Genomic DNA, 26546 nt, shown 5'->3' with positions numbered 1-26546 from the left:
CGCCGGCAAGCAGCGCCTTCATTCTTTCGGATCGCGCGGTTTGCCGCTCTGTCCGAATTCCGCCACGACGCCTGCCGTACGCAGGACATTGAGCACACCGGCGCCAAATCCCAGCAGCAGACCCACGACCAGACCCCATGGCGATGTTCCCGCCACGCGATCCAGAAACCAGCCAAGGCCCACGCCCACCACTATACCGGCGATAAACTCGCTGGACAGCTTCAGGGCCTGGCCATATCCGGCCACCGCTTTCGCGTCGTCTTTCCCCTCGCTCCGGTCCGGCCGTCTTGTCGCAAGCGTTGCTTCAAGGTCGCGCCGGCGGCGCTCGAGTTCGTCGTCGCGGATGTCGGCATCGTGCTGTTTGCCGCGGCCGGTTTCTCCGGTTCCGTCTGGCCCGTTCTTGTCGGCCATCGAACCCCCCTGCCCGGTCAGAACGTCGCCGTCCGTCCGCTTCTAAAGTCGCCGGCAACATAGTTAGAGGGTTTGCGCCCGTCAAGCCACGGGCGGAACTTCAAAGCCATGTATTTTCTATAGTGAAATCAATGACTTGTAAAGGTGCGACATCGTGCCCGGCGCGGCAGCGGGGATACAGGCCCCGAATCCTCCAGGCAATGGCGGTTTGACCGACCGGGCATCGGGGAAAAGATAGGGCGGTTGGCGAGCGCTCAGCTCCAGCCGCCGCCATAGGTGCGGTAGAAGATGTGCAGGCCGATCTTGGTCATCTTCTGCATCGTGCGCGCCCAGCCCGGATGGACATAATTGGCGTAGTAATGCGTCGACGACCCGACTTCCGGAATGAAGATCTTGCCGGCGGTGACCGCCATGGCGACTTCCTGCGCGGTCTTATAGTGAGCGGGGCTGTCGATACGCTTCTTCCTGCCGTCGCAGGCGAAGGAGAACTGGCAACGGTTGAGCCAGTTGTCGTTCTGGTAGACGACGCCGCAGATCGAATTCGGATAGGCCGGATTGCGGACGCGGTTGAGGATGACCTGGGCGACAGCCGCCTGGCCGCGCACGGTCTCGCCGCGCGCCTCGAAATAGATACCGTTGGCGAGGCATGTCTGCTCCTTGGCGGAGAAGACGCTCGCCGGCAGCGGGTTCTGGATCCACGAATGATCGCCCTTGGCCATCGGTGGAATGAAGCGGCCGTTGTTCGGCTCCTCGTCCTGCAGCAGGGCTTCGAAGGGCGAGGCCTTGGCATAGTCGGGCTCGGCCTGTGCATAGGCGGTCGCCAGAACGTCCGGGCGATCGTTGTTGACCAGCGCGGCAAGCATGGCCGGCATGCCGGGATCGGGCTTCTTGTCCTCACGCGTATGGAACGCCTGGGCGATCTGGATTTCCTTGCCTTTGATCTGCGGCCTGGCGAAAGCCATCTTGAGGCCGCTGTCCATGCTGGGGCGCAGCAGCGAGGAGGTGCGCTGGAAGATCGAGCCGGCGTTGAAGTCCTTTGGCGGCGACACCGGCGAGACCTGGATGATGCGGCCCTTCTTGTCGGCGCGCATGACGCGCTCCTCGTCGGGCGTCACGCCGGCGACGCTGCCCTTGCCGCGAAACGAGACGGTGCCGATGCCGGGCAAGCGCACGCCCGAGCCCGAGATCGAGCCGGTGCTGATGGAATCGACGAACGGCATTTCGGCGGCATGGACGGAGCCGGCGACGGATTTCTCGACATAGGAGTTCCAGCGCGAATTCGGCGCCTCGAGGCCGGAAACCAGGCTCGTCATATCCTGGTAGGCAATATCTGTGGGAAAGCCGACCCAGATGCCGAGCCCGATAATGAACGGAGACAGGAAGGAACGATTTTTCTCACCGGCGGCGGCGACAAGCCGCTTCAAAACACGTCGATGCACTGAACTCTCCAGAAACGCAGAACCGACCCACTGGAGAGGGACAATGATGCATTAACCTTGATGGGGCGTTAACGGGTTTGATCGAGTTTTCCCTGTCGTTGCCAAGTCGGGCGCTTTTGCGGCGGTGGTCCGTTCGAAGAAAATCAGGCGGGCCGAAGGAAGATCGGCCAGGCAATCAGCGCGCATGCAGCGCCCGCCAGCCAAACACCCGTCCACGACCCGACCACCAGCAGCCCCGGAATGGCGATCGGCACCAGGAAGAAGGCAACGAAGACGAAGCTGTTGGCGAGGCCGAGCGCCGTGCCGGCGTGGCTTGCGCCGGCAAGCGTGGCCAGTTCGGTGTAGGCGACGCCGTGCCATGAGGACACACAGATGCCGGCGACAACCAGCAGGGCGACGAGCGCCGGCGAGAGCATCGGTGCAGGCGTGCCGGCGGATGCCATCACCAGCAATCCAAGGGCTGCGAAGGCGAAAGAGCTAAAGACGCTGCAAAGACGCAGGAACGATCTGCGGTTGCCGCGGCGGTCGGTGAAGCGGCCGCTCCAGACGCGCATGACCATGGCGCCGACCTGGACGCCAGCTAGGCTTGCGCTGATCACGGCCGTGCCCATGCCGGCGAAGTCGTGCAGGAAGACGGAAGCGAAGGCGAGCACCGCCACTTGCGGAACGCAGAGCACGCCGATGGCGATGGCAATGCGCCAGACTTCGACATTGCGCAGCGGTGCGGTGCCGGCCGGTGTTGCGGCCTGGGCCGAATGTGCATCGTCACCCTGCGGCGGCTGGTGCAGCCAGAGCCAGGTGAAGAAAGTCGAGACAGCGGACGCCGCCGCCAGCAGACCGAAGACCGCGGCAAAGCCATGGACTGAGGCCAGCGACGGCAGGATGAGGGCGCCGAGCCCGCCGCCGAGCGGCACCGCCGTCTGCCTTATGCTCATGGCAAAGCCGCGCTCGCCTTCACGAAACCAGGCCATGATGGCGCGGCCGCTTGAGCCGTTGACGCTGCCGCCGAGCAGACCGGTGACCAGGAGGCTTGCCGCCAGAAGCGCAACGCTCGGAATATGTGCAACTGACGGCACGACAAGGAAGGCCATGAACAGGAGCCATATCGCGGTGGCGCCGAGCCCGGTCAACAGCACGCGGCGGTCGCCCCAGCGATCGGTGAGCAGCCCCCATGGCAGTTCGCTCAGCATCACCCCAAGGCCCATAAGCCCCAGCACCAGACCTAGCTGGCCATTACCGAGATGGTAGCCGGAGCGCAGGAACACCGCGGTGGCCGGAATGCCGGCGAAGGTTGCGGAGAAGCAGGCATTGGCGGCGACGCCGATGCCCAGCACCTTCCAGCGATGATTGCTGCGCAATGCCGGCGCGCCGGGTGGAGCAACGATCATACCCGGGGTGCAATGGGAATCGGAAACGACAGCTGACATGGGACAGGCTCCAGATGGACCGGCAAGGCCGGACCTTGACGCACTGTCTCTACCGCCATAGCTTTGTCCCGAATATCAGGAAGTTTTTGATATAAAGTCCCGAAAATCAGGATTATTTCCGTGCGACGCATAACTCTCGATCTCGACGTTCTCCGCAGTTTCGTCACCGGCATGGAGCTGGGCAGCTTCGCCAAAGCGGCCGACCGGCTCGGTCGTTCGACCTCGGCGGTGAGCGCGCAGTTGAAGAAGCTGGAGGAGCAGGCGGCGACGCCGATCTTCCGCAAGTCCGGACGCGGCCTGGCGTTGACGGAGGCCGGCGAGACCATGCTTGGCTATGGGCGCCGGCTGCTTGAGCTCAATGACGAAGCGCTATCAGCCATCCATGATGTCGAGCTCGAAGGCTGGGTCCGGCTTGGCCTGCAGGAGGATTTCGGCGAGGCGGTGCTGCCCGAAGTGCTCGGGCGCTTCGCCCGCGCCCACCCCAAGGTCAAGATCGAGGCCAGGATCGCGCGCAGCCACGAACTCGCCGAACGGATCACTTCAGGCAGCCTCGATATCGCACTGGCCTGGCACAACGGCACGACGCTGCCTTACAGCCGGCATGTCGCCGATGTTCAGATGCGCTGGGTCGGCCCGGCAAAGCTGATCGAGACCAGCCTGCGCGACGGCGAGGCGCTGCCGCTGGTGGCGCTGGAAGCACCATGCCTGCTGCGCACGGTGGCGACCGAAGCACTCGACCGCGCCGGCCTGTCGTGGCGGATGGCCTTCTCCAGCCCGAGCCTTGGCGGCGTGTGGGCGGCGGTCGCGGCGGGGCTGGGCTTGACGATCCGCACCGATATCGGACTGCCGGCCACTGTCAGGGCGATGACGCCGGGGATTGCCGGGCTGCCGGCTTTGCCCAAAATGGCGCTGGTCCTGCATCGCAAGGAGGCGGAGCCCGATCCGGTGGCGGCGCGGCTGGCGGACATATTGTTGCAGGCGGCGATAGAGGCGCTACCGGAAGGCTCTCGGGCAAATGAGAGGTTGAGAGAGGTCGCTTAGGTTCTTGGCCGTAACGCCATCTCTTCGTCATCCTGGGGCGAAGCAAGGAGCGAAGCGACGCAGCGCAGACCCCGGGATCCATGCCGCGACTTCAAAGCGCTGCTGCGGTGCAGAAATTCTGCTCCGCTGTATCCTTCGGCAAGGGTAACGGAATGGATCCTAGGGTCTCCGCGACGGAGCTTCGCTCCTGCTCCGCCCTAGGATGACGAAGCCGAGGGCCGTCGGCCAGCCGCGCAACTCACTTGCGCTTGTTCGCCCGACCCGCGAACGGATTGTCCGAGGTGCGCAGCGCTATCCTGATCGGCACGCCGGGCATGTCGAAGGCCTCGCGCAGGCTGTTCGAGAGATAGCGCACATAGGATTGCGGCATCGCATCGGGCCTTGAGCACTGGACAACAAAACCCGGCGGCCGCGTCTTGGCCTGCGTCACATATTTGATCTTCAGCCGGCGCCCGGCAACGGCGGGCGGCGGATGATGCGCCAGGATGCCTTCCAGCCAGCGGTTGAGCTTGCCGGTGGAAACGCGGCTGTTCCAAACCTTGTGCGTCCGGATGACGGCATCCATGAGCTTGTCGAGACCGCGTCCGGTTTCGGCCGAAACCGTTACCGCTTGCATGCCGCGGGCTTGCGGCAGCAGCCGCTCGGTCTTCTCGCGCAGTTCCGCCAAGAGTTCCTGCGGGTTGTCGATCAGGTCCCATTTGTTGAAGGCGATGACCGGCGCGCGGCCCTCGCGGATGATCAGGTCGGCGATCTGCAGATCCTGCTTCTCGAAGGGGATGGTGGCGTCAAGCACGATGATGACGATCTCGGCAAAGCGGATGGCGCGCAGGCCGTCCTGTACCGACATCACTTCCAGCTTTTCATGAATCCTGGCCTTGCGGCGCATGCCGGCGGTGTCGAACAGTTTTAGCCGGCGGCCATGCCAGTCCCAGTCGACGGAGATGGAATCGCGGGTGATGCCGGCTTCCGGTCCGGTCAACAGCCGCTCCTCGCCGATCAGCGCGTTGATCAGCGTCGACTTGCCGGCGTTCGGGCGGCCGACGACGGCGATGCGCATCGGCTTGGTGTCGTCATAGGCAGGCACATCTTCAGCGTCCGGGTCGAGGATGTCCTCGCCGATCAGCACTTCGCCGGCAGCAACGTCCTCTCCACTGTCGTCCTCTTCGTCGAAGGCGCGGGCCTCGCCAAGGGCCAGGATCACCGCGTCGCGCAAATCGGGCATGCCCTGGCCGTGTTCGGCCGAGATCGGGATCGGCTCGCCAAGGCCAAGTTCCCAAGCTTCCAGCATACCGCCCTGGGAGCCCTTGGCCTCGGCCTTGTTGGCGACGAGAACGACCGGCTTGCCGGATTTGCGCACGATTTCGGCAAAGGTCTTGTCATCAGGCATCAGGCCGGACTTGGCATCGACGGTGAAGAAGATCAGGTCGGCCTCGCGGATGGCGATCTCGGTCTGCGCGCGCATGCGGCCCGGCAGCGTCGAGGCCGCGGCATCTTCGAAGCCGGCGGTGTCGATGACGTCGAAATGCAGGTCGTAGAGCTTGGCGGCATGGACGCGGCGGTCGCGGGTGACGCCCGGCGTGTCATCGACAAGCGCCAGCTTCCTTCCCACCAGCCGATTGAAAAGGGTCGATTTGCCGACGTTAGGCCGGCCGATGATGGCGACTTTGAATGTCATCCGACCCTACGATCTATCATGCATGTCGTTGTCCCAAAACCGCTGCGCACTTTTGGGCGACATGCACTACGACGCGCTGCCCGACCCGCGGATCAATTCGGACATCAAGGTCGCCCGTTCGCGCGTGTTGCGCGGGGCACCGTCATCCGAAGCGATCTGGTCGAACAGTTTGAGTGCATCCTGGGTCTTGCCTTCCTTCCAGGCGGCAAGGCCGAGTGCTTCGCGCGCCGTATGGCGCAGCGTGTTGGTGTCGGAAGTCAACGCCTCGACACGGCTGGAGACATCGGCGAAGGAGCCATGATCGACAAGCAGGAGTGCTGCCCTGAGGCGCGCCATGTCGCGAATGCCGGACGGAATGGCGGTGTCGGCGGCGACGCCGTCAAAATCCTTGACGGCGGCATCGACGTCGCCCTTGTCCGCCTTGACGGTGGCGGCGCGCATGCGGGCGAGCAGCGGATAGGCGCCGTAGCCATCCGTTTCCAGCGCGGCGAGCGCGGTCAGCGCGTCGTCGCTCTTGCCGTCATTGGCAAGCTTCAGCGCCTGCGAGAAGGCATCGCCCGAGCGGTTGGCGCGGGTCTCGTCCCAATAGCGATAGCCGACGACGGCGGCGGTGCCGAGCACCACCAGGATGGCAAGGACAAGCAGAGCAGGGCCAAAACGGTCCCACAGCGCTTGCGCCTGGTCGCGCCGCATCTCTTCGTTGACTTCGCGGATAAAACTGTCGTCCGACATCGATCAAAACCATTCCTGCCCGATCCGGGCCCGTCCTTGAGCCCGCGTTTTAGCGAAATTTTGTCGGCATGGAAGGGGTTCGGCAGGAAAATCGGCTAATCGCCGCTCCGGCCGCTTTAAAGGGCAACGATGGGTGCGACCGCACCCACGCCACATTTTGGCGATAGCCGGCCTTTGACCCTTCCAGATGCAGATCAGATTGCCGATGCCCCGTTTGTCCCGCGTTCTTGCGTTTTCCGTTGCCGCGCTCGCCACGGCGGATGTTGCTTACGCCGATCCGCCAGCGGCGCCATCGCCAGCAAAGCCGAAGCAGATCGTCATGATCTCGTTCGACAGCGCCCGTGAGATTTCGCAATGGCAGCGCAGCCGCGCGCTGGCGCGGCGCACGGGCGCCCACTTCACCTATTTTCTGTCCTGCGTCTTCCTTTTGTCGCAGCAGACACGCGCGGAATACACGGCGCCCGGCAAGACTGCGGGGAAATCCAACATCGGCTTTGCCGCTTCGAAGCAGGAGGTGGCGGATCGGCTCGAACAGATCGGGCTCGCCGCCTCGGAAGGCCATGACATCGCCAGCCATGGCTGCGGCCATTTCGACGGCAAGGACTGGAGCAAGGCCAACTGGCTGCGCGAGTTCACCTCGTTCAAGCATATTTTCGAGAACGCCTATGCGATCAACGGTATTGAGCCCGAACCCAAGGGCTGGCGCGACTTTGCGCGGCACGCGGTGATCGGCTTTCGCGCACCCTATCTGTCGGCCAACAAGGCGCTCTACGAGGCGCTGCCGGCGGCCGGCTACCAGTTCGACGCCAGCGGCGTCTCACAAGGGCCAGCGGTGCCACCGACCCGCAAGGGTATCACGCGCTTTTCGCTGCCGGAGATTCCGGAAGGTCCTGGTTCAAGGCCGGTGATCGCGATGGACTACAATCTCTTTGTCCGCCACTCCGGTGGCTTCGAGCGGCCGAGCGGAGCGACGGAATTCGCTGAGCGGAGCTATAAAGCCTTCCGCGCCGCCTTCGATGCGCAATATCGGGGCAAGCGCGTTCCGCTGGAACTCGGCTTCCATTTCACGCAGATGAACAACGGCGCCTACTGGAACGCGCTGGAGCGCTTCGCCGGCGAGGTCTGCGTCAAGGCTGATGTCGAGTGCATCAGTTTTAGCGACTATGTTTCGCGGCAAGGCGAGAAACAGGCGCAGGTAGGCGGCTGAGCCGCCCACCATTTTCCAGCGCGCAATCAGGCCGGGTCGGGTTCCTGAGCCTGGCGTTCGAGGAATCGCCGATCGATGTCGGGCAGCGGTCCGCCGTCTAGCGTTGCTTCGAAGGCGCGAAGACGCTTGTAGATGGAGATAAGCACAACGATGTCGCTCCATGAACTTACCAGATACTGGAACGACGAAGCCACTTCTGAAAATGCAGAAACAATCTGCTGAAAAATTCCCAGCGTTATCTTACCAGCGGCAATCGTCGGAATAAGAATGACGATCGCAAAAACGCTATCAGCTTGCCCGTAGAAATATCTTGCTACGTTAAAATATGAGTAGTGGAAATACAGCCTGAAATAATTCAAGCGCACATTTCTAAAAAGCTCTTTTACAGTAACCGGCTCAGCGCGATCAGCATTATCTTCACCGTATACCAATTCTTTCCGATACGCTGCTTCAACTCGTTGGTTTCGAAATTCCAAACCCGGGAGCTTGACACCCACCGTAGCGAGGAGAACTGTTCCAAAAGCTGACCAGACCAAAGCCGCGACAACAAGCGAATACGGAATCTGGCCGACTATCGGGAGCTCGGTTATGTGATGCGAGAGCCCTGCCAGCACCGGCAAGAAGGCGATCAGGGTCATGACGGAGTTGACAAGACTGACGCCAAGATCCTCCACGTTTGTCGAGAACCGCATCGTGTCTTCCTGAACGCGCTGCGATGCGCCTTCTATGTGCCGCAGCCTCGTCCAATTGCTCATGTAGAAATCGTTCATCGCCATGCGCCAGCGAAAGATGAAATGGCTGACGAAAAACCGCGTCACGACGAGCACCGCGATCCAGCAAAATGCGATCTCCATAAAGATCAATATGCCAGCGAACAGTTCGCCCGGACTGACGGAGCCCGGTGGCGGCGTAAGCGCCTTCTGCACCAGATTAAAGAAAGGTCCACGCCATTCGTTCAGCACCACGCTGACCTGGACCGAAAAGTTGGTGGTGAACAAAATGAATGCCGACCCGAGGATCGCCCAGTTCTGCCAGGGATGAGGCCGATAGAGCGCCCAGAACGCATAGAAAATGAGCACTACCGCCGCGAAATAGATGTAAAACCAGAGGAATGGCTTCGACCAGAAAGCCGTCACGCCAATGATAGGTTCGGCATCCGGAAGGGCTGGTGGCAGTCCAAAGACCGCGCCCAATTGCTCGCCGCCCAAAAACCAGAACAAAACCGCGGCAAGGCTCCAGACGATCACCGAAGTGAAAAACAGCTTCGGCTGCGGAAAAAACGATACGAACACTGTGGTGAAATCCTCGGGTCGGGGGGCAAATCAGCTGGGTTCGGCGGGCATAAGGTCACACATTAGTTGGAAAGAAAATGCCCGTGCCCGATGCCCGGCATCGAGCAAGACCACAATCATGGCGATTTTGGCGCAGCCGACCAGGTGATCGCGCCCGAGACGAGCAACACAGCAGCAGCTACGATCGAAGCGAGGAAGAAGTTGCCCGATGCCTGCGCCAGCAGCCCGGCGACGATCGGGCCGACGATCTGGCCGAGGCCGAAGGAAGCCGTCATCACCGCAAAGATCCGGCGCGGCGCTTGTGGGACAAGTTGCCTTGCGGTCTGCAGGCCAAGCGCGGTGATGGCGATGAAGGTTAGGCCGAGCAGGAGGCCGCCGAGCAACGGCCCGACGGTGCCGCCCATGGCGACGCTGGCGGTGACGCCGATCACCTCGACGAGGCAGCCCACGGCGTAAGCTGCGTAGAGGCCGATCCGTGCTGCGATCTTCTGCCAGAGCCAGACCGAGGGAAAGCCGGCAAGGCCGGTGACCAACCAGACGGCGGCCTCGAAGACGCGGCCGCCGCCACCCTGGCGGACGATGGCGACCAGGAACGTCGCCGTCACCACATAGCCGAAGCCGAACAGGCCGTAGGCGACGATGATCTTCAGCAGCGATCGGTCCGTCGGCAGCGCCGGCTCGCGCCCGGTGACGCAATTGGCGGGCGCCGTGCTGCCGACCAGCAAGGCCACCACGGCAAAGCCGCAGGCCGAAAGCAGCGCCGACCACAGCCAGCCCGCCGCCCAGCCGGCATGTTCGGTGACGAGGAACGCCATCAGCGCCGAGGACGCTGCGATGCCGAGGCCGACGCCGCCGAAATGCAGCGCCTGCAGATCGTTGCGGCCGGCCGCCAGCAGATGGCCAAAGACGATGCTTGACATGAACACCATGACGAAGGCGCTGGCCAGACCGGCAAGAAAGCGGAAGAGGAGAAAGGCCGCCATGCTCTCGGTCAGGCCCATCGCGCCGGCGAGGATGGCGCTGGCGGCAAGGCCGGAAAACATCAGCAGGCGCTCGCGCCCATGCGCCCATGCGCCGGCGGCGGCAAGTGCCCCGACGAGGTAACCAAGGTAGTTGGCCGACGCGATCCAGCCGGCATCGGCCGTCGACAGGCCGAGCTCTTCCATCATGCCGGGCAGGATCGGGGTGTAGACGAAGCGGCCGATGCCCATGGCGACGGCCATGGCAATCATGCCGGCTACGGCGAGACGCAAGGGTGAAGCGGCTTTCATCGCGGCGCACAATAGATTTGCCGGGCGCCGAAACAATCCGCTTTTGTTGGGCCAGCAAGGCTCGCCCCGGCCAGGAGCCTGCAGCTATCGCTTCAGCAATTCAACGGCACCCGGCCTGTACAGTCGCCGTCTCATAGGCAGTGCGTCGGGCCGTGAGCCGAAACGGCACGTCGCCGAGTTCGCGCTCCGACATGGTGTCGAGCACGGGATGCGACAGCGGATCGGTCACCCAGTTGGCGGTTTCGCCTTCGTGCCGCCGGCCATGCCGTTGATTGGCGACGAAAAAGGCCCTGAGCAACGATAAAATCTTCACCATCCTTACCTCCTCGGTCTGACTGGCCTCCATAAGGTCTGCCTTTCCGGCCTGTCTTTCAATTGAGATTTCGGCCGCGCCAGTTTAGAAAAACTGTATGGCAATTTTGAACCGCGTCCATCTCAACGGCCTGCGCGCCGTCGAAACCGTCGCCCGCCTGGGGTCGCTTGCGGCGGCGGCCAGAGAGCTCAACGTTTCCGTCAGCGCCGTCAGCCAGCAGATCAACCGGACTGAAAAGCAGCTCGGCCAGGCCCTGTTCGAGCGAACGGCGAGCGGGCTGGTGCCGACCGAATTCGGCACTGTCTTCATGGCCCGGTTGGGCGCGGGTTTTCGCGAGATCGCCCAAGCGGTGGCGCTGGCCGACGAAGGGTCGGAATGCACGCTGGTGGTTTCGGTGGCGCCGGCCTTCGCCTCGAAATGGCTGCTGCCCAGGCTGTCGCGCCACTTCGCCCGGCACCCCAACGTGCTGTTGCGCATCGACGCCTCGGTGCGGCTCGCCGATCTCGACCGTTCCGACATCGACATAGCCATCCGGCTTGGCGACGGCAAATGGCCAAGCGGACGGGCGGAACTGCTGCTGGCGCAAGAAGTCTTCCCGGTCTGCGCCCCGGTGATCGCCGAGAAGCTGAAGTCGATCGACGATCTCGCTCTGACTTGCGCCATCACCGACGAACGGGCGATGATCAATTGGGACAGCTGGTTCGAGGCTGCTGGGGTCGAACCAGTCACTTTCCTCAAAGGCGCGCGTTTCACCGACCCGATGCTGTGCCTGGAATCGGCGATTGCCGGCCACGGCGTCATGCTCGGCTGGCAATTGCTGACCGCCGACGCGCTGGCAGACGGCCGCCTCGTCGCGCCCTTCGGCATCCGCGCCCAGAGCGGGCTCGGCTACTGGATGGTGACTTCCGCCGCCAAGAGCGAAAGCCGCAAGGTCCGGGATTTCAAGGTCTGGGTGCGCGAGGAAATCGAGGCGACGATGGCACAGTTCAGGTCGCTCGAAAGCGCGGCGTAGTTCTGAGCCAGCGCAATCGCGGTGGAAAGGTCGGTGGTGCCGGTCTATGTAAAGTGTCGGACCCACACATCACGGCAGGCAAATTCATGACCACACATTCGCGCGGCGTTTCCGCATCGATAGACCCGGTGAAACTCGACAGGCTGGCCGAGGTCGCCATCAAGGTCGGGCTGCAGTTGCAGCCTGGACAGGATCTGGTGCTGACCTCGTCGATCGCAGCACTGCCGTTGACGCGGCGGATCGTCGAGCATGCCTACAAGGCCGGTGCGGGCCTGGTAACGCCGATCTTCAACGACGACGAGATGACGCTGGCGCGCTACCGCTTTGGCGCCGATGCTGGCTTCGACCGCGCCGCCGGCTGGCTCTATGAGGGCATGGCGAAAGCCTTTGCCAACAATGCCGCGCGGCTTGCCGTGCGCGGCGAGGACCCGTCGCTGCTGTCGGCGCAGGACCCGTCGAAGGTGGCGCGCGCCAACAAGGCGAATTCGATGGCCTACCAGCCGGCGCTGGAAAAGATCACCGGCTTTGATATCAACTGGAACATCGTCGCCTATCCTGATCTCGCCTGGGCCAAGCAGGTTTTCCCTGATGATGCCGACGATGTCGCGGTGGCCAAACTCGCCGATGCGATCTTCGCGGCGTCGCGGGTGGATGTCGAAGACCCGATCGGCAACTGGAAAGCGCACAATGCAGCGCTGCGCGGCCGTACCGAATGGCTGAACGGCCACAATTTCCATGCACTGCATTTCAGCGGTCCGGGCACCGACCTCACCGTCGGGCTGGCCGACGGCCATGAATGGATGGGCGGCGCCTCGACCGCCAAGAACGGCGTCACCTGCAACCCGAACATCCCGACCGAGGAAGTGTTCACCACGCCGCACGCAAGGCGCGTCGAGGGCCATGTCTCCTCGACCAAGCCGCTATCCTACCAGGGCACGCTGATCGACGAGATTTCGGTGCGCTTCGAGGGCGGCCGCATCGTCGAGGCCAAGGCTTCAAAGGGCGAGGACGTGCTGAAGAAAGTGCTCGACACCGATGAAGGCGCGCGCCGGCTCGGCGAGGTGGCGCTGGTGCCGCATTCGTCGCCGATCTCGGCCAGCGGCCTGTTGTTCTTCAACACGCTGTTCGACGAGAACGCCGCCTGCCACATCGCGCTCGGGCAGTGCTATTCGAAGTGCTTCGTCGACGGCGCCTCGCTCAGCCAGGATGAGATCGCGGCACGCGGCGGCAACAAGAGCTTTATCCACATCGACTGGATGATCGGCTCGGAAAAGATCGACATCGACGGCGTGCACAAGGACGGCCGCAAGGTGCCGGTGATGCGCAAGGGCGAGTGGGCCTGAGGTTTCGGCGCAGCGCTGGCTTTTAGACGTCGGCGGGGCAGCGCCCCTCTGTCCTGCCGGACATCTCCCCACAAGGGGAGAGATCAGCTGTTGTCGCGGCCTTCGCCAACAACATCGTAGCGAGATGAATGGAGGCGCCTGAACTGCCAATCTCCCCCCTTGAGGGGGAGATGTCCGGCAGGACAGAGGGGGGCGCGAAGGATCGCGGCGGTGAAGGCTTACTTCACCGCGGCTTCATAGACATCCGGCTTGAACCCCACCAGCATCCGATCTCCCAGCTCCAGCACCGGCCGCTTGATCATGGTCGGGTTGGCCAGCATCAGTGCCTTGGCCTTCTTCTCGTCGAGGCTCTGCTTGTCCTTGTCCGACAGTTCGCGAAACGTCGTGCTGGCCTTATTGAGCAGGATCTCCCAGCCAACCTTGCCGACCCAGCCATCCAGCCGCTTGGCGTCCAGCCCCTCTGCCCGGTAGTCGTGGAAGCGGTAAGGCACATCATGACCTTCCAGCCAGAGGCGGGCCTTCTTGATCGTGTCGCAGGTGGTGATGCCGTACATCGTGGTCAAAGGCGTGCTTCCTTGGCTGACAGTCGAATCCGTTCTGCAGCCTAAAACCGCCCTTCCCGCTTTGCCAGCACCCTGGCCGACATCTCAGGATTTTTGGGACTTGCCAATACTAAGGAATTTTCCTAAGTATTACCCAACCACTCTTTGACAATGGTTCGGGACCGACCGATGACAAGCCTCCACACCGCAAACCCGAACCCGCCGATCGACGGCATCTTCCGCGCACTTGCCGATCCGCCGCGACGACGCGTGGTGGAACGGCTGAACCGCAGCCCGGCCTCGGTCAGCGAACTGGCGCAGCCTTTCGAGATGGCCCTGCCTTCCTTCATCGAGCACCTCAAGGTGCTGGAAGGTTGCGGGCTGGTGCGTTCTGAAAAGATCGGCCGCACAAGGACCTATCAGCTGGCGCCCGAGCCGCTGCAGCTCGCCGAAAACTGGCTGGCCGAGCAGCGTACGCTGTGGGAGCGCCGCCTCGACCAATTCGACGCCTATGTGATGACCCTCAAGGAGATAGACAAGTGAGCTATCCCTTCAAGCCCGACCCAAGACTGGACCTCGTGCTGGAGCGCGTACTCGACGCGCCGCGCGAACTGCTTTGGCGCGCCTTGACGATGCCGGAGCATGTCAAGCAGTGGTTCACGCCAAAGCCCTGGATGATCACCGACTGCGAGATCGACCTCAGGCCGGGCGGGCTGTTCCGGACGCGCATGCAGTCGCCCGACGGCAAGGAGGTCAACGACCGCCATTGCTGCTATCTCGAAATCGTGGAGAATGAGCGGCTGGTGTGGACGGATGCGCTGCTGCCGGGCTACCGGCCGTCAGGCGAGCCCTTCATCACCGCGGTGATTTCCCTCCAGCCGGACGGCAAAGGCACGCGCTATACCGCCACCGCCATTCACCGCGACGAGGCCACCCGCAACAACCACAAAGAGATGGGTTTCTTCGACGGCTGGGGCACGGTGGCCGATCAGCTTGCGCAGTATGTGAAGACGATCTGATTCTTCTCGCATGGCGGCCAGAACATCGTGCCGGCCGCCATGTTCATTTTTCGACCCTACAGCGGCAAGAGCAGGCTCCCGGAAACGAGGGGGCTTGCGGTCTCAACAATAAGATCGCTCTTCGGTGATCTTGCCGTTCTTGACCGTGTACAAGCCAACTTCGTCCATGGTGACACGCTCGCCTGTCGCCTTGGGCGTTATGTCGAACTTGAAGCGCACTGCGAACTGGTCGCCATTGACATATGGGCCTTCGACCGAGCCGCCACGCACTTCATTGTTTCTTGCCACAACTGGGTCTTCTGCTTGAGGCCGGCTTGATGGACGGCATCTCGGCAAGCTGCCGACATGCGACACGACCAGCGCGATCAGTGGCGCACCTGATCCCGTTTTGCGTCTGGGTTGGCAAGATGCTAAGGTGGAGTGGTCATCTCGGGTGGATGCATTTGGGGCCAAGTGACCGCCCGTTCATCGTCAAATCTCGACACTGTTCCCTCCTCCCAAGGTCTGCGATGTTTGTCTACGGCAGCCGAACAGCCACCATGCGTCGCCGTTGGCCAGAAGGCATCCTGGCAATTTCGCTGCTTGTCGGCTGGGCTCTGATGCTCAGGATGCCGCTTTCGCATGATGTAGTCTACCAGATGTGGGTCGCCCGACAGTTGATCGGCGGCACTAAACTCTACGGCGAGATTGTCGAGCTGAATCCACCGCTTTGGTTCTGGATGACGGTTCCGATTGAGCGCATGGCTCAAATTCTCGGCGCAACCGCCGGCGCTGCAGTCGTAACCGCTGTCACGGCGTTCGCGACGCTCGCCTTGACGACCCTTGCCGCAATCACATCGGATGACACAACCGGCCGACGAATGGTCCTGTTGAGTGCGGCGGGTCTTTCGATGCTGCTCATCCCGCTGGCCGACTTCGGACAACGCGAGCACTTGGCGCTCATTGGGGCATTGCCATATGCCTTTCTCATTGCGCGGCGGGCGGACGGCGCCGTGGTGTCTTGGAAGACAGCCGCAACTGCCGGTGCCCTGGCTGCAGCCGGCTTCGCTCTGAAGCACTATTTTGTCGTGGTGCCGATCCTGCTGGAGCTCTGGCTCAGATTCCGGCTGCGAGGAGCCTGGAGACTTTTCCGACCCGAAACGTTGGTGTTGGGAGCCGCCGCCTCGGCCTATGCGGTAGCGATATTGGTCTTTGCGCAAGAATACTTCCGAACGATCTTGCCTATGCTTGCAGCGGCTTACGACGGCTACAACAGTTCACTCCAGGCGCAACTGCTCACGCCGCGCGTCCTTTTCTGGGGCCTCGCGGCGATCGTCATCGCTTGCCTCCGGAAGCGGGCACCATCTGAATCGATTGCGGCAGGCTTGGCGGCCATTGGATTTGCCCTGGCGTATTTCGCACAGCAGAAAGGATTTCGGTATCATACGGTGCCGGTGACCGGGCTGGCTTTCTTCGCGCTTTGCGCAATGCTGAACATGCATGAACGCACAGTCGCCGCGGCGATCCGACAAACCGCGATCATAGTCGTTGGATCAATACCATTTCTCCTGGCCGTTTTTGTAGGCCCATACAAAAATTCCAATGAAGAACCGGTCCTGGCTCTACTTCACGCGGTCCCGCCCGGCTCTCCGGTGATCATGCTCACTGCAACTCCAAGCAACATCTGGCCCATGATCGAGAACCAAGGCCTCGTCTGGCCTTCGAGGCACTTCAGCTTCTGGATGACGATCGTGATGGCGAAGCAGTTGAAAGCGACTGGCCGGCTGACGCCCACGCTGCAGGCAATGGCCGATAAAGTCCGAACTCAAACGGCCGACGATCTCATGTGCAATCCTCCTGACGTGATCCTTGTGGATGATCTGAGCAGGTCAAAGGCCGGTGCTTTCGATCTCGTCGCGTTCTTCAGCGAGAATGAAGCGTTCCGCGCGACATTCTCCCATTATGCCAGACGCGAATCGGCGGCGAATTTCACTGCATACGCGAAACAGGGGAACTGGCAGCCCGAAAACAAACCGGCCCTATGCCGAAATCTATTCTAGATGTTTGATCTTGAGGAAAGCCCGCCTTGGGAGCGCCCGCCTCGACCAGTTCGACGCCTATGTGATGAGCCTCGGTGGCCGATCAGCTGGCGCAGTACGTGAAGACGATTTGAGTTTTCGCTTGGCGGCCAGGACGGTGTCCCGGCCGCCACATTTTTGATCACGCTAGCCGGAAGCCGGCGGAATTCCGGCTTAGTAGTAAAAGCGCTCTTCGGTGATCTTGCCGTTCTTGACCGTGTACAGGCCAACCTCGTCCATGGTGACACGTTCGCCGGTGGCCTTGGGCGTAATATCGAACTTGAAGCGTAATGCGAACTGGTCGCCGTTGACATAGGGGCCCTCGATCGAGCCGCCATGCACTTCATTGTTCGCTTGCCACCATTCGCCCTTTTGCCTGATGGCCTCCTTGCCATGGACGATTGCCATCGGCCCCTCCATGGCTTCGTAGCTGGCGATGTCGTCGGCATTGTACTTCTCGGCAGCACCCCTGTTATCGCCCTGCTGGAGCAGCTCGGTGAAATCCTTGGCGATTTCCGTGATGGTCATTTGTGTTCCTCCTGTTCACACTGGGCTGAAGTAGGGAAGCGCTTGCCAGCCCGCCACCGTTGCCCGCACGACAGCTGACAGACCGTGTCAGGACGATTGATATAGCGCGGCTCTGTGACGACGATTTCTCATATGCCGGCCAGGGAATCGTCCTGGCCCGTCAATTGCCAGCGTCCACGCTCGGGGAGAAGGGAACTGGCCGCAGCCTCGGCGCCCTTGCCGGCAACGCTGGTGATTGGCGAAATCACCCGACGCAAGCCATTTCTCCCCGTCACTATAGGGGGAGAAATGTCCGGCAGGACAATGAGGGGCAGCGCAAGCGCCCGGCAAGTTTCAATTGCCGGAACCGTTCGCCCGTCGATGCAGGGCCTGAACCCTAAGCCCCGTAGCCGATGATGCCCTTGACCTCGAGGAAGTCGTGGATCGCCCAATCGGCATATTCGCGGCCGTTGCCCGACTGCTTGTAGCCGCCGAAGGGGGCGAAGGTGTCCCATTCCGGATAGTTGATCGAGACCTGGCCGGCGCGCAGCTGTCCTGCAATTTTGCGCGCATGCTCGATATCCTGCGACTGCACATAGGCGGCGAGGCCGTAGACGGTATCGTTGGCGATCTTCACCGCGTCGTCATCGTCGCTGTAGGAAATGACCGACAGCACCGGGCCAAAAATTTCTTCCTTTTCGATGGTCATGCCTGGCGTGACATGGCCGAACACGGTCGGGCGGACATAGTAACCGCGGTTGAGGTGTTCGGGCCGGCCGGGGCCGCCGGTGACCAGTGTGGCGCCTTCCTTGATGCCGGCTTCGATCAGCCGCTGGATCTTGTCGTACTGGATGTTGGAAACCACCGGTCCGAGCTTGGTGTCCTCCGAGCGGGGATCGCCGACATTGTGCGCTTCGGCGGCTTTCTTGGCGATGGCGAGTGCTTCGTCATGCGTGTCGGCGCGTCGCAGGACTGGCCGCTGTTGCCGAAACAGGCGTTGACGCCCTTGCGCACCGCTCTCTCGAAATCGGCATCGGGCAGCACGATGTTGGCGGACTTGCCGCCGAGCTCCTGCGCCACGCGCTTGACCGTTTCGGCCGCCGTCTTGGCGACGATGATGCCGGCCCGGGTCGAGCCGGTGAAGGAGACCATGTCGACATCGGGATGGCCGGCCATGACCTGGCCGACATCGGGGCCGTTGCCGTTGATCATGTTGTAGACGCCTTTCGGCACGCCGGCGGCCTGCATGACTTCCGAGAAGACGATGCCGCTGATCGGCGCGATCTCGGAGGGCTTCAAGACGATGGTGCAGCCGGCGGCGATGGCCGGCGCCACCTTGCAGACGATCTGGTTGAGCGGCCAGTTCCACGGCGTGATCAGCGCGCAGACGCCGATCGGCTCCTTGACCACCATGGTGCCGCCGCGCTTTTCTGAGAATTCATAATCCTCCAGCGCTTTGATGGCGGCTTCCATATGCGCCCTGCCCGCCCAGGCCTGCGCCTCGCGGGCCCAGGTGATTGGCGCACCCATTTCCTGGCTGACGGCCTGGGCGATATCCTCGTAGCGCTCATTGTAGACTTCGAGAATACGCTTCAGGAGCTCCAGGCGCTCGGCCTTGCTGGTCTGCGAAAACGACGGAAAGGCCGCCTTGGCCGCTGCCACCGCCTTGTCGACATCAGCCTTCGAGCCGACGGAAATCCTGGTGTAGGTCTCTTCTGTCGACGGATCGATGACATCCAGCGTTGCCGGCACCACGGGGGCGACCCATTTGCCGTCGATAAAGAAGTTCAGATGATTGCTCACGGGGGACGCTCCGGTTTTTCTGGAAGATGACGATCGGTTCAAGCTGAGAGCATAGGGCAGTTGGCGCCACGCCGCAGGCTGATATGCGCCACGTCGCCGACGCTGAATTGAAAGCCCTCGGCCTGGCGTGGTGCGTCGATCACCACTGGTGTCCCCTGCCCGAGTTCGGCATGCAGACGCAAGGTGCGGCCGTGAAAGACGATGCTGTTGACCCGCACCGGTGCCGTGCCGGTCGAGGCTTCGGTCGCCGCCAGCAGATCTTCCGGGCGCACACCGATGGTGCGCACGGCGCCTTCGGCAGGCGCATCGCCGGTTTCCGAAATGGCTTCCAGCGGCAGAGCGCCGGCGGTGAAGCGCAGCCGATCGCCATCGCGGCCGACGAAGCGCGACTGCAAAAGGTTCATCGTGCCGATGAAGCTGGCGACGAATTTGGTGGCGGGCCGGTCGTAGAGCGTCGCTGGTGCTGCGATCTGCTCGATCCGGCCCTTGTTCATGACGACGATGCGGTCGGAGATCGACAGTGCCTCGGTCTGGTCGTGAGTGACCATGACGAAGGTGGTGCCGAGCCGCGACTGTAGCCGTTTCAACTCGACCTGCATCTGTTCGCGCAGATGCGCATCGAGCGCCGATAATGGCTCGTCGAGCAGCAGCACGCGTGGTTCGCAGACAATGGCACGAGCGAGCGCGACGCGCTGACGCTGACCGCCGGAGAGTTCGGAGACGCGGGCGCCGATCTTGTCGACGAGGCCGACCATGTCGAGGGCTTCGCCGACGCGCTTGGCTTGCTCCGTGCCGGACAGTTTTCGCAAGGACAGACCGAAACCTACATTTTCGGCGACGTTCATATGCGGGAATAGTGCATAGTCCTGGAACACGGTGTTGACCGGCCGGTCGAAGGGTCTCAGCGCCGTGATGTCGCGGCCGTCAAGCAACACCTTGCCGCTCGACGGGCTTTCGAAGCCGGCGATGACGCGCAGGCTGGTGGTCTTGCCGCAGCCGGAGGGGCCGAGCAAGGTCAGGAACTCGCCGCTGGCGATGTCGAGGTCGACGGCGTCGAGGCCGACGATGCCACCTGGAAAGACCTTGGAGACAGCCTGCAGCTGGACGAGAGGATCAAGCGCCATCGCGAACCTCTGAGGGTTTTGTCGTGTTGACCCAGAGGATCTGGCAGCGCTTGGAACCCGGATTGCGGAAGGCGTGCAAAAGCGTGCTTTTGAAGGCAAAACTGTCGCCGGTCTTCAGCCCGTAGGTGGTGGAATCGACAACCAGTTCGACCTCCCCCGACAGCACAAAGCCGAATTCATGGCCGGCATGGGCGTAGGCTTCGGCGGTGCCGCCGCCGGCATCGACGCTGACCAGCATGCCGGTGAGCGTTGCGGCCGGCGGCGACAGCAGCGCCTTGGCGATGCCTTCCGACTTGACCGGGATCTGCCGCCGGCTGTTGGCACGCACGCAATAGAGATCGTTGACGGCATCGTTGCCGTCGGCGATCAGCGCCGACGGCTCGATGTCGAGGGCGGCGGCCAGCGGCCAGATCACCCTGACACGCAATGACGACATGCCGCGCTCGATCTGGCTCAGCGCCCCGATCGACACACCGGCCTTGGCGGCAAGATCGGCCAGCGACAGATTGCGCTCCAGCCGCAACGCCCGCACGCGCCGGCCGACGCGAACGTCAGCGTCGTCCTTGGGCTTTCCAGCTGTCTCGTCAAGCATGTCCATGCATACATCCTCGTTGCAGTCTCTTCATCGGCGCGGCGCAGCGTCGATATGCTCCTCTTCTCCCCTTGTGGGAGAAGGGGAGATCAACTCACCCCCCCGCCTTGACCTTCTCGAACATCTTGGCGAGGTCGTCATTCTGTTTCATCGGTCCGGTGAAGACGGTGGTCTTCAGCATCACTTCGGGATCCGACGGCAGTTGCAGCTTGTCCAGCTCCTCCTTCGGCACCGCGGCGAAGGCCGAGCTGGTCGACGCGCCGTAGCCATAGGCCTCGATCAGGTATTTTCCGGAATCGGTTTCCAGCCGGCTGTTGATGAAGTCGTAGGCAAGGTCGACATTCTTGGCGTCCTTGAGCATGACGAAGCCGCAGGACCAGGTCAGCATGCCTTCCTTCGGCTTCATGAACTCGACCGGCACGCCCTGCTTCTTCAGCGAGGTGGCCGATGCGTTCCAGGTCATGGCCGCGACCAGCTGGCCGCTCGACAGTGCCTGTTCCACCGAGGTCATGTCGGTGGTGTAGTTGGAGAGCAGCGGGCGCTGCTCGCGCAGCTTTTCCGCCACCTTGTCCATTTGCTCCGGCGTCATGTCGAACGGATTGACGCCGGCCAGAAGTGCGGCCACCACCGGCGTGTCATGCACGGCGTCGATGGTCGCCATGCGGCCGGCATACTGCTTGTCCCAAAGCAGGTTCCAGCTGGCTTCCGGGTTCTTCACCAGATCGGTGCGGTAGAGGATCGAGGTGTTGCCCCAGTCCCACGGCACCATCCAGACCTTACCGTCGCCGGCCTGAATGTCAGGCAGGTTCTTGAACACCGGGAAGATCGAATCCCAGTTCTTGATGCGCTTGGTGTCGATCGGCTGCAGCAGACCTTCCTTGTTCCAGCGCGCCACCTTGTCGTAGCAGGGATGCGCTATGTCAGGACGGAAGCCGGCCTTGACCTTGGTGAAGGCATCATCGTCATCGCCGAACATCGAGGCCTCGACGCCATCGGGGTGTGCTGCCAGGAAGCTCTTGTTGAAGTCGGGCAGTTCATAGCCCGACCAGGTGAAATATTGCAGCTTGTCGCCCGCCAACGCGACAGTCGTCGACAGCGCCAGTGCCAGTGCGGCCAGTCCGGCGCGGGCTTTGTTTCCGGTTATCGATTTCAGGTCGAATGCCATTGCAGTTCTCCTCTCTTGGTTTCTTCTGGTTTGGATGGATTGGCGGGCGCCGGCCGTTGAGCGGCGGAGAGCCCGCGATGGCGCAGGAATTCGGCAAGGCCAGCGATGACGAAGGATACCGCGAGGATCGCGGTGCCCAGTGCCATGACGGTCGGCAGCGATTTCGGGAAACGCAGCTGGGCCCAGATGTAGAGCGGTAGTGTCGGCTCGGTGCCGGCGAGGAAGAAGACGACGATGAACTCATCGAAGGAGATCAGGAACGACAGCATGAAGGCCGAGGCGATCGCCGGCAGGCTGAGCGGCAACATCACCCGCCTGAACGTCGTCCAATCGGAGGCGCCGAGATCGAGGGCCGCCTCGCGGATGGTCTTGGGGATGACGGCGAAGCGGCTGCGCATGACCACCACCGTCGTCGGTAACCCCACCAGTATGTGGCCAAGCACGATGGCGATGCGCGACGGGCCGAAGCCGACGAGATTGACCAGGATCAGCAGCGATATGCCGACAATGACGCCGGGGATCAGGATCGGCAGCCGGGCGATGGCGCTGATCGTGGCGGCCAGCGGCGAGCGGCCGTAGAGGTCCATATAGGACACGGTGATGCCGCACAGCGTGGCGCCAGAGGCAGCGATCACACCGATCACCAAGCTGTTGGCGAGCGCGCCGGACAGCGTCGGATTGCCAAGCAGGGTCGCATACCATTGCAAGGTAAAACCTTGCAGCGGAAACGCCGCCTGGATCGAATCGTTGAAGGAAAACAGCGGGATCAGCAACACCGGCAGATAGAGAAACACCAGATAGACAAGCACATAGACGCCGAGCCAGCGGCCGCCATCTTCTGTCCGCGCCGCGCTCATGTGCGGCTGCCAAAGCGGCGGTCGGCGAAGCGCACGACCAGCACCACGCAGAGGATGACCAGCATGACGGCGACCGAGAGTGCGGCGCCGAACGGCCAGTCATTGGCCTTGCCGAACTCCGACTGGATCAGCGTGCCGATCATGGTGCTCGCCGGGCCGCCGACCATGGCCGGCGTCACATAGTCGCCGATCGTCGGCACGAAGACGACGAGGGCTGCCGCCAGCACGCCCGGCATCGAGTTCGGCAGCACGACGCGGCGGAAGCTGGTGAAAGGTTTTGCGCCAAGGTCGGACGCGGCTTCGAGCAGCGATTTCGGGATCGTCTCCAGCGCCACATAGATGGGCAGGATGGCGAAGGGCGCATAGGCGTGCGCGAGGGTGACGACCACCGCAGCCGGCGTATTGAGAAAGGCGAGCGTCGGCTCGGACCAGATACCGCTTTCGATCAGCGCCGAGTTCAGCACGCCATTATAGGCAAGCACGATCTTCCAGGCGAAGACGCGCAGGAGGTAGCTGGTCCAGAACGGCAGCGTTACCAGAAACAGCAGCAGGCCGCGGCGCCGACCGGCATGGAAGGCAAGGTAGTAGGCGACGGGATAGGCGGTGACGACCGTTGCCAGCGTCACCAGTCCGGCAATCGTCAGCGAGCGCAGCGTCACCGTCCAGTAGAGAGGATCGGACACCACGGTGACGAAATTCGCCAAAGTGAAACCGGCGCCGAGCAGCGAACCGTCATTGTTGCGGAAGGCAAGGAAAAGCACGAGGCCAAGCGCAAACAGGATCAGCAGGAAGGTGACCAGCGCGCCCGGCAGCAGCATGGCGAAGCGGAACCCCGAAGACGATCGGGATGCTGCCGGCGCTTCTGTTGCAACGATGGTCGACATCGGACTGTCCATCGGAATTTTGAAATTATCTAAGCTTTTTTCATATTCATGAAACTGTCAAGATAAATCAGCGCTCGAACGCATCCAGCATGCGGTACCAGGCGATCGTCGCGGCAACGCCGACCTGCCGGAAGGCGTGGAACGGGATCGGCCGGATCGGCGAGATCGGGAACGGCAACTGCCTGGCATCGCCACTGTGGAGGTAGCCCGCAAGGCGCGCGCCAAGCGCGGTCATCAGGCCGAGGCCACGACCCTGGCAGCCGACCACGGCCAACAGGCCCGGCTCCGGCTCGTGGATATGCGGAAGATGGTCCGGCGTCATCGCCACCCGGCCGAACCACCGCTTCTCGATGGCGACATCGGCCAATGCCGGATAGAGCCGCCGCAAGGCGCGCTCGAGATGCGCCCAGTCGGCCGGGCTGGTCGGCAGCGCCATGCGGCCGCGCCCGCCAAGCACCAGCCGGCCATCGGCGCTCTTGCGATAGTAGACGAGGATGCGGCGCGAATCCGACACCGCTTGCCTTACCGGCAGAATGGTGGCCGCCAGATGGGACGACAGCGGCGCGGTGGCGATCTGGAATGAATGCAGCGGAACGATCGTCTGAGCCAAGCCTGGGATCAGACCGCCGGTATAGGCGTTGGTCGCCAGGACAACCGCCTTGGCCTGCAAGTCCGTGCCGTTTTCGGTCGAGATGCGCCAACCACCGGTATTCTTGCCAAGCCGCACCACCTTCTGGCGCTCGGCTATCTTCACGCCCGCCGCCGTGGCGGCCCGAGCCAGTTCCGAGGTATAGGCGAGCGGATCGATGACACCGGCGCGGCGGTCGAGCCAGCCGCCGAGATAGCCCTTTGCGCCGGTCTTAGCTGCGATCTCGCTCTGGCTCAAAAGCCGGACATCGGCGCCCCGCGCCCGCCATTGCCGGTCCCGGTTGGCTGCGGCCTTCAGCGCCGTCTCGGTATGCGCCGCCTGGATCCAGCCGTTGCGAACGAACGGCACCGCCAGCTTCTCGTCGTGGATCAAATCGAAGACGGCGTCCGCCGTCGAGGCTGCGAAGTTGACCAGCGCCTCACCGCGTTCGGGACCAAAATTCTGCAGCAGCCATTCCGGATCGTATTTGAGGCCAGGGATGACCTGGCCGCCATTCAGGCCGGACGCGCCCTGGCCGATGTCGCCGGCGTCCAACACCTGCACGGACATGCCGAGACGGGCGGCATGCAAGGCCGTCGACAGGCCCTGAATGCCGCCGCCAACAATGACGACATCGGCAGTTTGGCCGCCAGGGAAAAACGACTGGAATTTGGCTGCAGTTTGCGGCTTCTGCCAGATCGGATCGGAAAACGGCATGGACAAGGGATCACCTGGAATGCATGTCACGAAATGAAAATCCTAGTGACGATTTCATTATTTTGAAAGAGGGTATTCACCCCGGGGTCGACAGATTGCTGCGTATGGGCAGCCCGCGAAGCGAAATGTGGCTGAAAAACAGGGCGCGTCTGGATCGCCAGGACGGGTAGACCTTTGCCGGGAATTTGTTGAAAGTGCCGCCGCCGACCCCGCCGCCTTTCCATCACGCAGAGGACTGCAAGCCATGACGAACCCGACGCAGCTGCCGACTGAGGGCCTTTTCGTCGGCCGCGCCAGGGCCAGCGATGCCTCGCATCCGCTGGTGGTCACGGTGCGCGACGGCAGGGTCTTCGACATCACGTCAAGCGCGGCACCCACTGTACGCGACGTTTGCGAGCTGCCGGATCCAGCCGGCCATGTCCGCTCGGCCAAGGGCAGACCGGTCGGTTCGCTCGACGCGACCGCCGCCAACAGTTTTCAGGCCGTTCGCGATCCGAAAAAGCCGTATCTGCTTTCCCCGGTCGACCTACAGGCGGTCAAGGCGTCGGGCGTCACCTTCGTCGTCAGCCTGCTCGAACGCGTCATCGAGGAGCAGGCGCGCGGCTCGGCGGAGAAGGCAGATGCCATTCGTGCCGACATTGCCGGGCTGATCGGCCATGATCTGTCGAAGCTGAAACCCGGCTCGCCGGAAGCGATGGAGATCAAGGCCAAACTCATCGCGCGCGGAGCCTGGTCGCAATATCTGGAAGTCGGCATCGGCCCGGATGCCGAGATCTTCACCAAATGCCAGCCGATGGCGTCGGTCGGCTTCGGCGCCGATGTCGGCCTGCATCCAGTTTCCACCTGGAACAACCCTGAGCCGGAGATCGCCATGATCGCCGCCAGCAGCGGTAGGATCGTCGGCGCCACGATCGGCAACGACGTCAATCTGCGCGATGTCGAAGGGCGCTCTGCACTGTTGCTCGGCAAGGCCAAAGACAACAACGCTTCGGCCTCGCTCGGACCGTTCATCCGGCTGTTCGACGACAATTTCTCGATCGACGACGTCAAGCAGGCAATCGTGCGCCTGAAGGTCGAGGGTGAGGACGGGTTTTCGCTGGAGGGCGCAAGCTCGATGGCAGAGATCAGCCGCTCGCCGGAAGAACTGGTCGCCGCCGCCATGGGGCCGCATCACCAATATCCGGACGGCCTTGCGCTCTATCTCGGCACCATGTTCGTGCCGTCGAAGGATCGCGGCGAAAAGGGCAAGGGGTTTACCCACAAGGTCGGCGACATCGTCACCATCTCGTCGGAGAAATTCGGCGCGCTGGTCAACCGCGTGCGGCTGTCGCCAGACTGCCCGCACTGGACGTATGGCGCCAGCCATCTCATGCGCGACCTCGCCCGGGCCGACCTACTCTAGCAGCGGCGAAGAACCGGCGGCAATCAACACAATTTTATGTTGTACCCCGGTGACTGCGGACGCAAATCACTCCAAGATCGCCGCGC

At 62.7% G+C, this 26546-nt stretch carries 25 protein-coding genes and 1 pseudogene; 8 read left to right on the top strand and 18 right to left on the bottom strand.

The annotated features are described in order from the left end of the window. Positions 1-18: 18 nt before the first annotated feature. The 3 genes from AC1D0N_RS10390 to AC1D0N_RS10380 form a co-directional block, all read right to left on the bottom strand. On the bottom strand, positions 19-411 hold the full coding sequence (locus AC1D0N_RS10390; RefSeq protein ID WP_477243449.1) for an AtpZ/AtpI family protein: 393 nt from the start codon (positions 409-411) through the stop codon (positions 19-21). Positions 412-665: 254 nt separating this feature from the next. Then, on the bottom strand, positions 666-1850 hold the full coding sequence (locus AC1D0N_RS10385; protein WP_477243447.1) for a cell wall hydrolase: 1185 nt from the start codon (positions 1848-1850) through the stop codon (positions 666-668). Positions 1851-1993: 143 nt separating this feature from the next. Continuing rightward, positions 1994-3277, bottom strand: a complete 1284-nt coding sequence (locus AC1D0N_RS10380) for an MFS transporter (RefSeq protein WP_477243445.1) — start codon at positions 3275-3277, stop codon at positions 1994-1996. 120 nt (positions 3278-3397) lie between these two features. Here AC1D0N_RS10380 and AC1D0N_RS10375 point away from each other — a divergent pair, with 120 nt between their 5' ends. Next, a complete protein-coding gene (locus tag AC1D0N_RS10375; RefSeq protein WP_477243443.1) occupies positions 3398-4318 on the top strand; it encodes a LysR substrate-binding domain-containing protein in 921 nt (306 codons plus the stop codon). Between the two features lie 238 nt (positions 4319-4556). Here the strand turns inward: AC1D0N_RS10375 and der are convergent, their stop codons facing one another. Further along, entirely contained in the window at positions 4557-5993 is a 1437-nt protein-coding gene (gene der / locus AC1D0N_RS10370) for a ribosome biogenesis GTPase Der (RefSeq protein ID WP_477243441.1), read from the bottom strand. A 66-nt stretch (positions 5994-6059) separates the two neighbouring features. Continuing rightward, a complete protein-coding gene (locus tag AC1D0N_RS10365) occupies positions 6060-6725 on the bottom strand; it encodes a tetratricopeptide repeat protein (protein WP_477243439.1) in 666 nt (221 codons plus the stop codon). Positions 6726-6930: 205 nt separating this feature from the next. On the opposite strand from AC1D0N_RS10365, the gene AC1D0N_RS10360 reads away from it, so the two are divergent. Then, on the top strand, positions 6931-7932 hold the full coding sequence (locus tag AC1D0N_RS10360) for a polysaccharide deacetylase family protein (protein WP_477243437.1): 1002 nt from the start codon (positions 6931-6933) through the stop codon (positions 7930-7932). A 26-nt stretch (positions 7933-7958) separates the two neighbouring features. Here the strand turns inward: AC1D0N_RS10360 and sbmA are convergent, their stop codons facing one another. From sbmA to AC1D0N_RS10345, 3 genes are all read right to left on the bottom strand, one after another. Further along, positions 7959-9224, bottom strand: a complete 1266-nt coding sequence (gene sbmA, locus AC1D0N_RS10355; RefSeq protein WP_477243435.1) for a peptide antibiotic transporter SbmA — start codon at positions 9222-9224, stop codon at positions 7959-7961. 116 nt (positions 9225-9340) lie between these two features. Beyond that, the gene (locus tag AC1D0N_RS10350; RefSeq protein WP_477243433.1) at positions 9341-10495 is read right to left on the bottom strand and encodes a YbfB/YjiJ family MFS transporter; all 1155 of its coding nucleotides are present in this window, start codon (positions 10493-10495) and stop codon (positions 9341-9343) included. Positions 10496-10595: 100 nt separating this feature from the next. After that, positions 10596-10811 (bottom strand): hypothetical protein, encoded by a 216-nt coding sequence (locus AC1D0N_RS10345; RefSeq protein WP_477243431.1) that lies wholly within the window; start codon positions 10809-10811, stop codon positions 10596-10598. A gap of 94 nt (positions 10812-10905) precedes the next feature. Between AC1D0N_RS10345 and AC1D0N_RS10340 the strand changes: the two genes are divergently transcribed. Together AC1D0N_RS10340 and AC1D0N_RS10335 are read left to right on the top strand one after the other, a co-directional pair. Next, complete coding sequence (locus tag AC1D0N_RS10340) at positions 10906-11820, top strand: LysR substrate-binding domain-containing protein (RefSeq protein ID WP_477243429.1); 915 nt, start codon at positions 10906-10908, stop codon at positions 11818-11820. 86 nt (positions 11821-11906) lie between these two features. Beyond that, positions 11907-13163, top strand: coding sequence for an aminopeptidase (locus AC1D0N_RS10335; protein ID WP_477243427.1), 1257 nt, complete (start codon positions 11907-11909; stop codon positions 13161-13163). 218 nt (positions 13164-13381) lie between these two features. Here the strand turns inward: AC1D0N_RS10335 and AC1D0N_RS10330 are convergent, their stop codons facing one another. Beyond that, positions 13382-13717, bottom strand: coding sequence for an ArsC family reductase (locus AC1D0N_RS10330; protein WP_477244010.1), 336 nt, complete (start codon positions 13715-13717; stop codon positions 13382-13384). 177 nt (positions 13718-13894) lie between these two features. Between AC1D0N_RS10330 and AC1D0N_RS10325 the strand changes: the two genes are divergently transcribed. Further along, positions 13895-14248 carry an ArsR/SmtB family transcription factor gene (locus AC1D0N_RS10325; protein WP_477243425.1) on the top strand — a complete coding sequence of 118 codons (354 nt, stop codon included), beginning with the start codon at positions 13895-13897 and terminating at the stop codon, positions 14246-14248. Then, on the top strand, positions 14245-14724 hold the full coding sequence (locus AC1D0N_RS10320) for an SRPBCC family protein (protein ID WP_477243423.1): 480 nt from the start codon (positions 14245-14247) through the stop codon (positions 14722-14724). The genes AC1D0N_RS10325 and AC1D0N_RS10320 overlap by 4 nt, the downstream gene beginning before the upstream one ends. A gap of 102 nt (positions 14725-14826) precedes the next feature. On the opposite strand, the gene AC1D0N_RS10315 is transcribed toward AC1D0N_RS10320, so the two are convergent. Continuing rightward, positions 14827-15012 (bottom strand): nuclear transport factor 2 family protein, encoded by a 186-nt coding sequence (locus tag AC1D0N_RS10315; protein ID WP_477243421.1) that lies wholly within the window; start codon positions 15010-15012, stop codon positions 14827-14829. Positions 15013-15233: 221 nt separating this feature from the next. Here AC1D0N_RS10315 and AC1D0N_RS10310 point away from each other — a divergent pair, with 221 nt between their 5' ends. Further along, positions 15234-16763, top strand: coding sequence for a hypothetical protein (locus tag AC1D0N_RS10310; protein WP_477243420.1), 1530 nt, complete (start codon positions 15234-15236; stop codon positions 16761-16763). A 192-nt stretch (positions 16764-16955) separates the two neighbouring features. On the opposite strand, the gene AC1D0N_RS10305 is transcribed toward AC1D0N_RS10310, so the two are convergent. The 8 genes and pseudogenes from AC1D0N_RS10305 to AC1D0N_RS10270 form a co-directional block, all read right to left on the bottom strand. Continuing rightward, entirely contained in the window at positions 16956-17309 is a 354-nt protein-coding gene (locus AC1D0N_RS10305; protein WP_477243418.1) for a SnoaL-like domain-containing protein, read from the bottom strand. 376 nt (positions 17310-17685) lie between these two features. Further along, a pseudogene (locus AC1D0N_RS10300) lies at positions 17686-19091 on the bottom strand (aldehyde dehydrogenase family protein). A 38-nt stretch (positions 19092-19129) separates the two neighbouring features. Beyond that, a complete protein-coding gene (locus AC1D0N_RS10295; protein ID WP_477243417.1) occupies positions 19130-20215 on the bottom strand; it encodes an ABC transporter ATP-binding protein in 1086 nt (361 codons plus the stop codon). Next, positions 20205-20813: a cupin domain-containing protein gene (locus tag AC1D0N_RS10290; protein WP_477243415.1), complete on the bottom strand. Its 609-nt coding sequence runs from the start codon at positions 20811-20813 to the stop codon at positions 20205-20207. The genes AC1D0N_RS10295 and AC1D0N_RS10290 overlap by 11 nt, the downstream gene beginning before the upstream one ends. Before the next feature lie 88 nt (positions 20814-20901). Then, the gene (locus AC1D0N_RS10285) at positions 20902-21972 is read right to left on the bottom strand and encodes an ABC transporter substrate-binding protein (protein WP_477243413.1); all 1071 of its coding nucleotides are present in this window, start codon (positions 21970-21972) and stop codon (positions 20902-20904) included. After that, positions 21957-22829: an ABC transporter permease gene (locus AC1D0N_RS10280; RefSeq protein ID WP_477243411.1), complete on the bottom strand. Its 873-nt coding sequence runs from the start codon at positions 22827-22829 to the stop codon at positions 21957-21959. The genes AC1D0N_RS10285 and AC1D0N_RS10280 overlap by 16 nt, the downstream gene beginning before the upstream one ends. After that, positions 22826-23713 carry an ABC transporter permease gene (locus AC1D0N_RS10275; RefSeq protein WP_477243409.1) on the bottom strand — a complete coding sequence of 296 codons (888 nt, stop codon included), beginning with the start codon at positions 23711-23713 and terminating at the stop codon, positions 22826-22828. The genes AC1D0N_RS10280 and AC1D0N_RS10275 overlap by 4 nt, the downstream gene beginning before the upstream one ends. A 67-nt stretch (positions 23714-23780) precedes the next feature. After that, a complete protein-coding gene (locus AC1D0N_RS10270; RefSeq protein WP_477243408.1) occupies positions 23781-25058 on the bottom strand; it encodes an NAD(P)/FAD-dependent oxidoreductase in 1278 nt (425 codons plus the stop codon). A 244-nt stretch (positions 25059-25302) separates the two neighbouring features. On the opposite strand from AC1D0N_RS10270, the gene AC1D0N_RS10265 reads away from it, so the two are divergent. Then, on the top strand, positions 25303-26460 hold the full coding sequence (locus tag AC1D0N_RS10265; protein WP_477243406.1) for a fumarylacetoacetate hydrolase family protein: 1158 nt from the start codon (positions 25303-25305) through the stop codon (positions 26458-26460). Positions 26461-26546 lie beyond the last annotated feature (86 nt).

It is taken from the genome of Mesorhizobium sp. P2_E10 (assembly GCF_056404235.1).
The sequence above is the reverse complement of the archived record's forward strand: the minus strand, read 5'-3'. Positions and strand labels throughout refer to the sequence as shown.

Excerpts from the sequence above, each read along its gene's own strand:
- AC1D0N_RS10330 (WP_477244010.1), bottom strand. The coding sequence starts at position 13,717 with ATGTACGGCATCACCACCTGCGACACGATCAAGAAGGCCCGCCTCTGG.
- AC1D0N_RS10340 (WP_477243429.1), top strand. The coding sequence starts at position 10,906 with ATGGCAATTTTGAACCGCGTCCATCTCAACGGCCTGCGCGCCGTCGAA.
- AC1D0N_RS10295 (WP_477243417.1), bottom strand. The coding sequence starts at position 20,215 with ATGGCGCTTGATCCTCTCGTCCAGCTGCAGGCTGTCTCCAAGGTCTTT.
- AC1D0N_RS10345 (WP_477243431.1), bottom strand. The coding sequence starts at position 10,811 with ATGGTGAAGATTTTATCGTTGCTCAGGGCCTTTTTCGTCGCCAATCAA.
- AC1D0N_RS10290 (WP_477243415.1), bottom strand. The coding sequence starts at position 20,813 with ATGGACATGCTTGACGAGACAGCTGGAAAGCCCAAGGACGACGCTGAC.
- der (WP_477243441.1), bottom strand. The coding sequence starts at position 5,993 with ATGACATTCAAAGTCGCCATCATCGGCCGGCCTAACGTCGGCAAATCG.
- AC1D0N_RS10380 (WP_477243445.1), bottom strand. The coding sequence starts at position 3,277 with ATGTCAGCTGTCGTTTCCGATTCCCATTGCACCCCGGGTATGATCGTT.
- AC1D0N_RS10310 (WP_477243420.1), top strand. The coding sequence starts at position 15,234 with ATGTTTGTCTACGGCAGCCGAACAGCCACCATGCGTCGCCGTTGGCCA.
- AC1D0N_RS10335 (WP_477243427.1), top strand. The coding sequence starts at position 11,907 with ATGACCACACATTCGCGCGGCGTTTCCGCATCGATAGACCCGGTGAAA.
- AC1D0N_RS10390 (WP_477243449.1), bottom strand. The coding sequence starts at position 411 with ATGGCCGACAAGAACGGGCCAGACGGAACCGGAGAAACCGGCCGCGGC.
- AC1D0N_RS10365 (WP_477243439.1), bottom strand. The coding sequence starts at position 6,725 with ATGTCGGACGACAGTTTTATCCGCGAAGTCAACGAAGAGATGCGGCGC.
- AC1D0N_RS10325 (WP_477243425.1), top strand. The coding sequence starts at position 13,895 with ATGACAAGCCTCCACACCGCAAACCCGAACCCGCCGATCGACGGCATC.
- AC1D0N_RS10270 (WP_477243408.1), bottom strand. The coding sequence starts at position 25,058 with ATGCCGTTTTCCGATCCGATCTGGCAGAAGCCGCAAACTGCAGCCAAA.
- AC1D0N_RS10285 (WP_477243413.1), bottom strand. The coding sequence starts at position 21,972 with ATGGCATTCGACCTGAAATCGATAACCGGAAACAAAGCCCGCGCCGGA.
- AC1D0N_RS10275 (WP_477243409.1), bottom strand. The coding sequence starts at position 23,713 with ATGTCGACCATCGTTGCAACAGAAGCGCCGGCAGCATCCCGATCGTCT.
- AC1D0N_RS10280 (WP_477243411.1), bottom strand. The coding sequence starts at position 22,829 with ATGAGCGCGGCGCGGACAGAAGATGGCGGCCGCTGGCTCGGCGTCTAT.
- AC1D0N_RS10265 (WP_477243406.1), top strand. The coding sequence starts at position 25,303 with ATGACGAACCCGACGCAGCTGCCGACTGAGGGCCTTTTCGTCGGCCGC.
- AC1D0N_RS10350 (WP_477243433.1), bottom strand. The coding sequence starts at position 10,495 with ATGAAAGCCGCTTCACCCTTGCGTCTCGCCGTAGCCGGCATGATTGCC.
- AC1D0N_RS10305 (WP_477243418.1), bottom strand. The coding sequence starts at position 17,309 with ATGACCATCACGGAAATCGCCAAGGATTTCACCGAGCTGCTCCAGCAG.
- AC1D0N_RS10360 (WP_477243437.1), top strand. The coding sequence starts at position 6,931 with ATGCCCCGTTTGTCCCGCGTTCTTGCGTTTTCCGTTGCCGCGCTCGCC.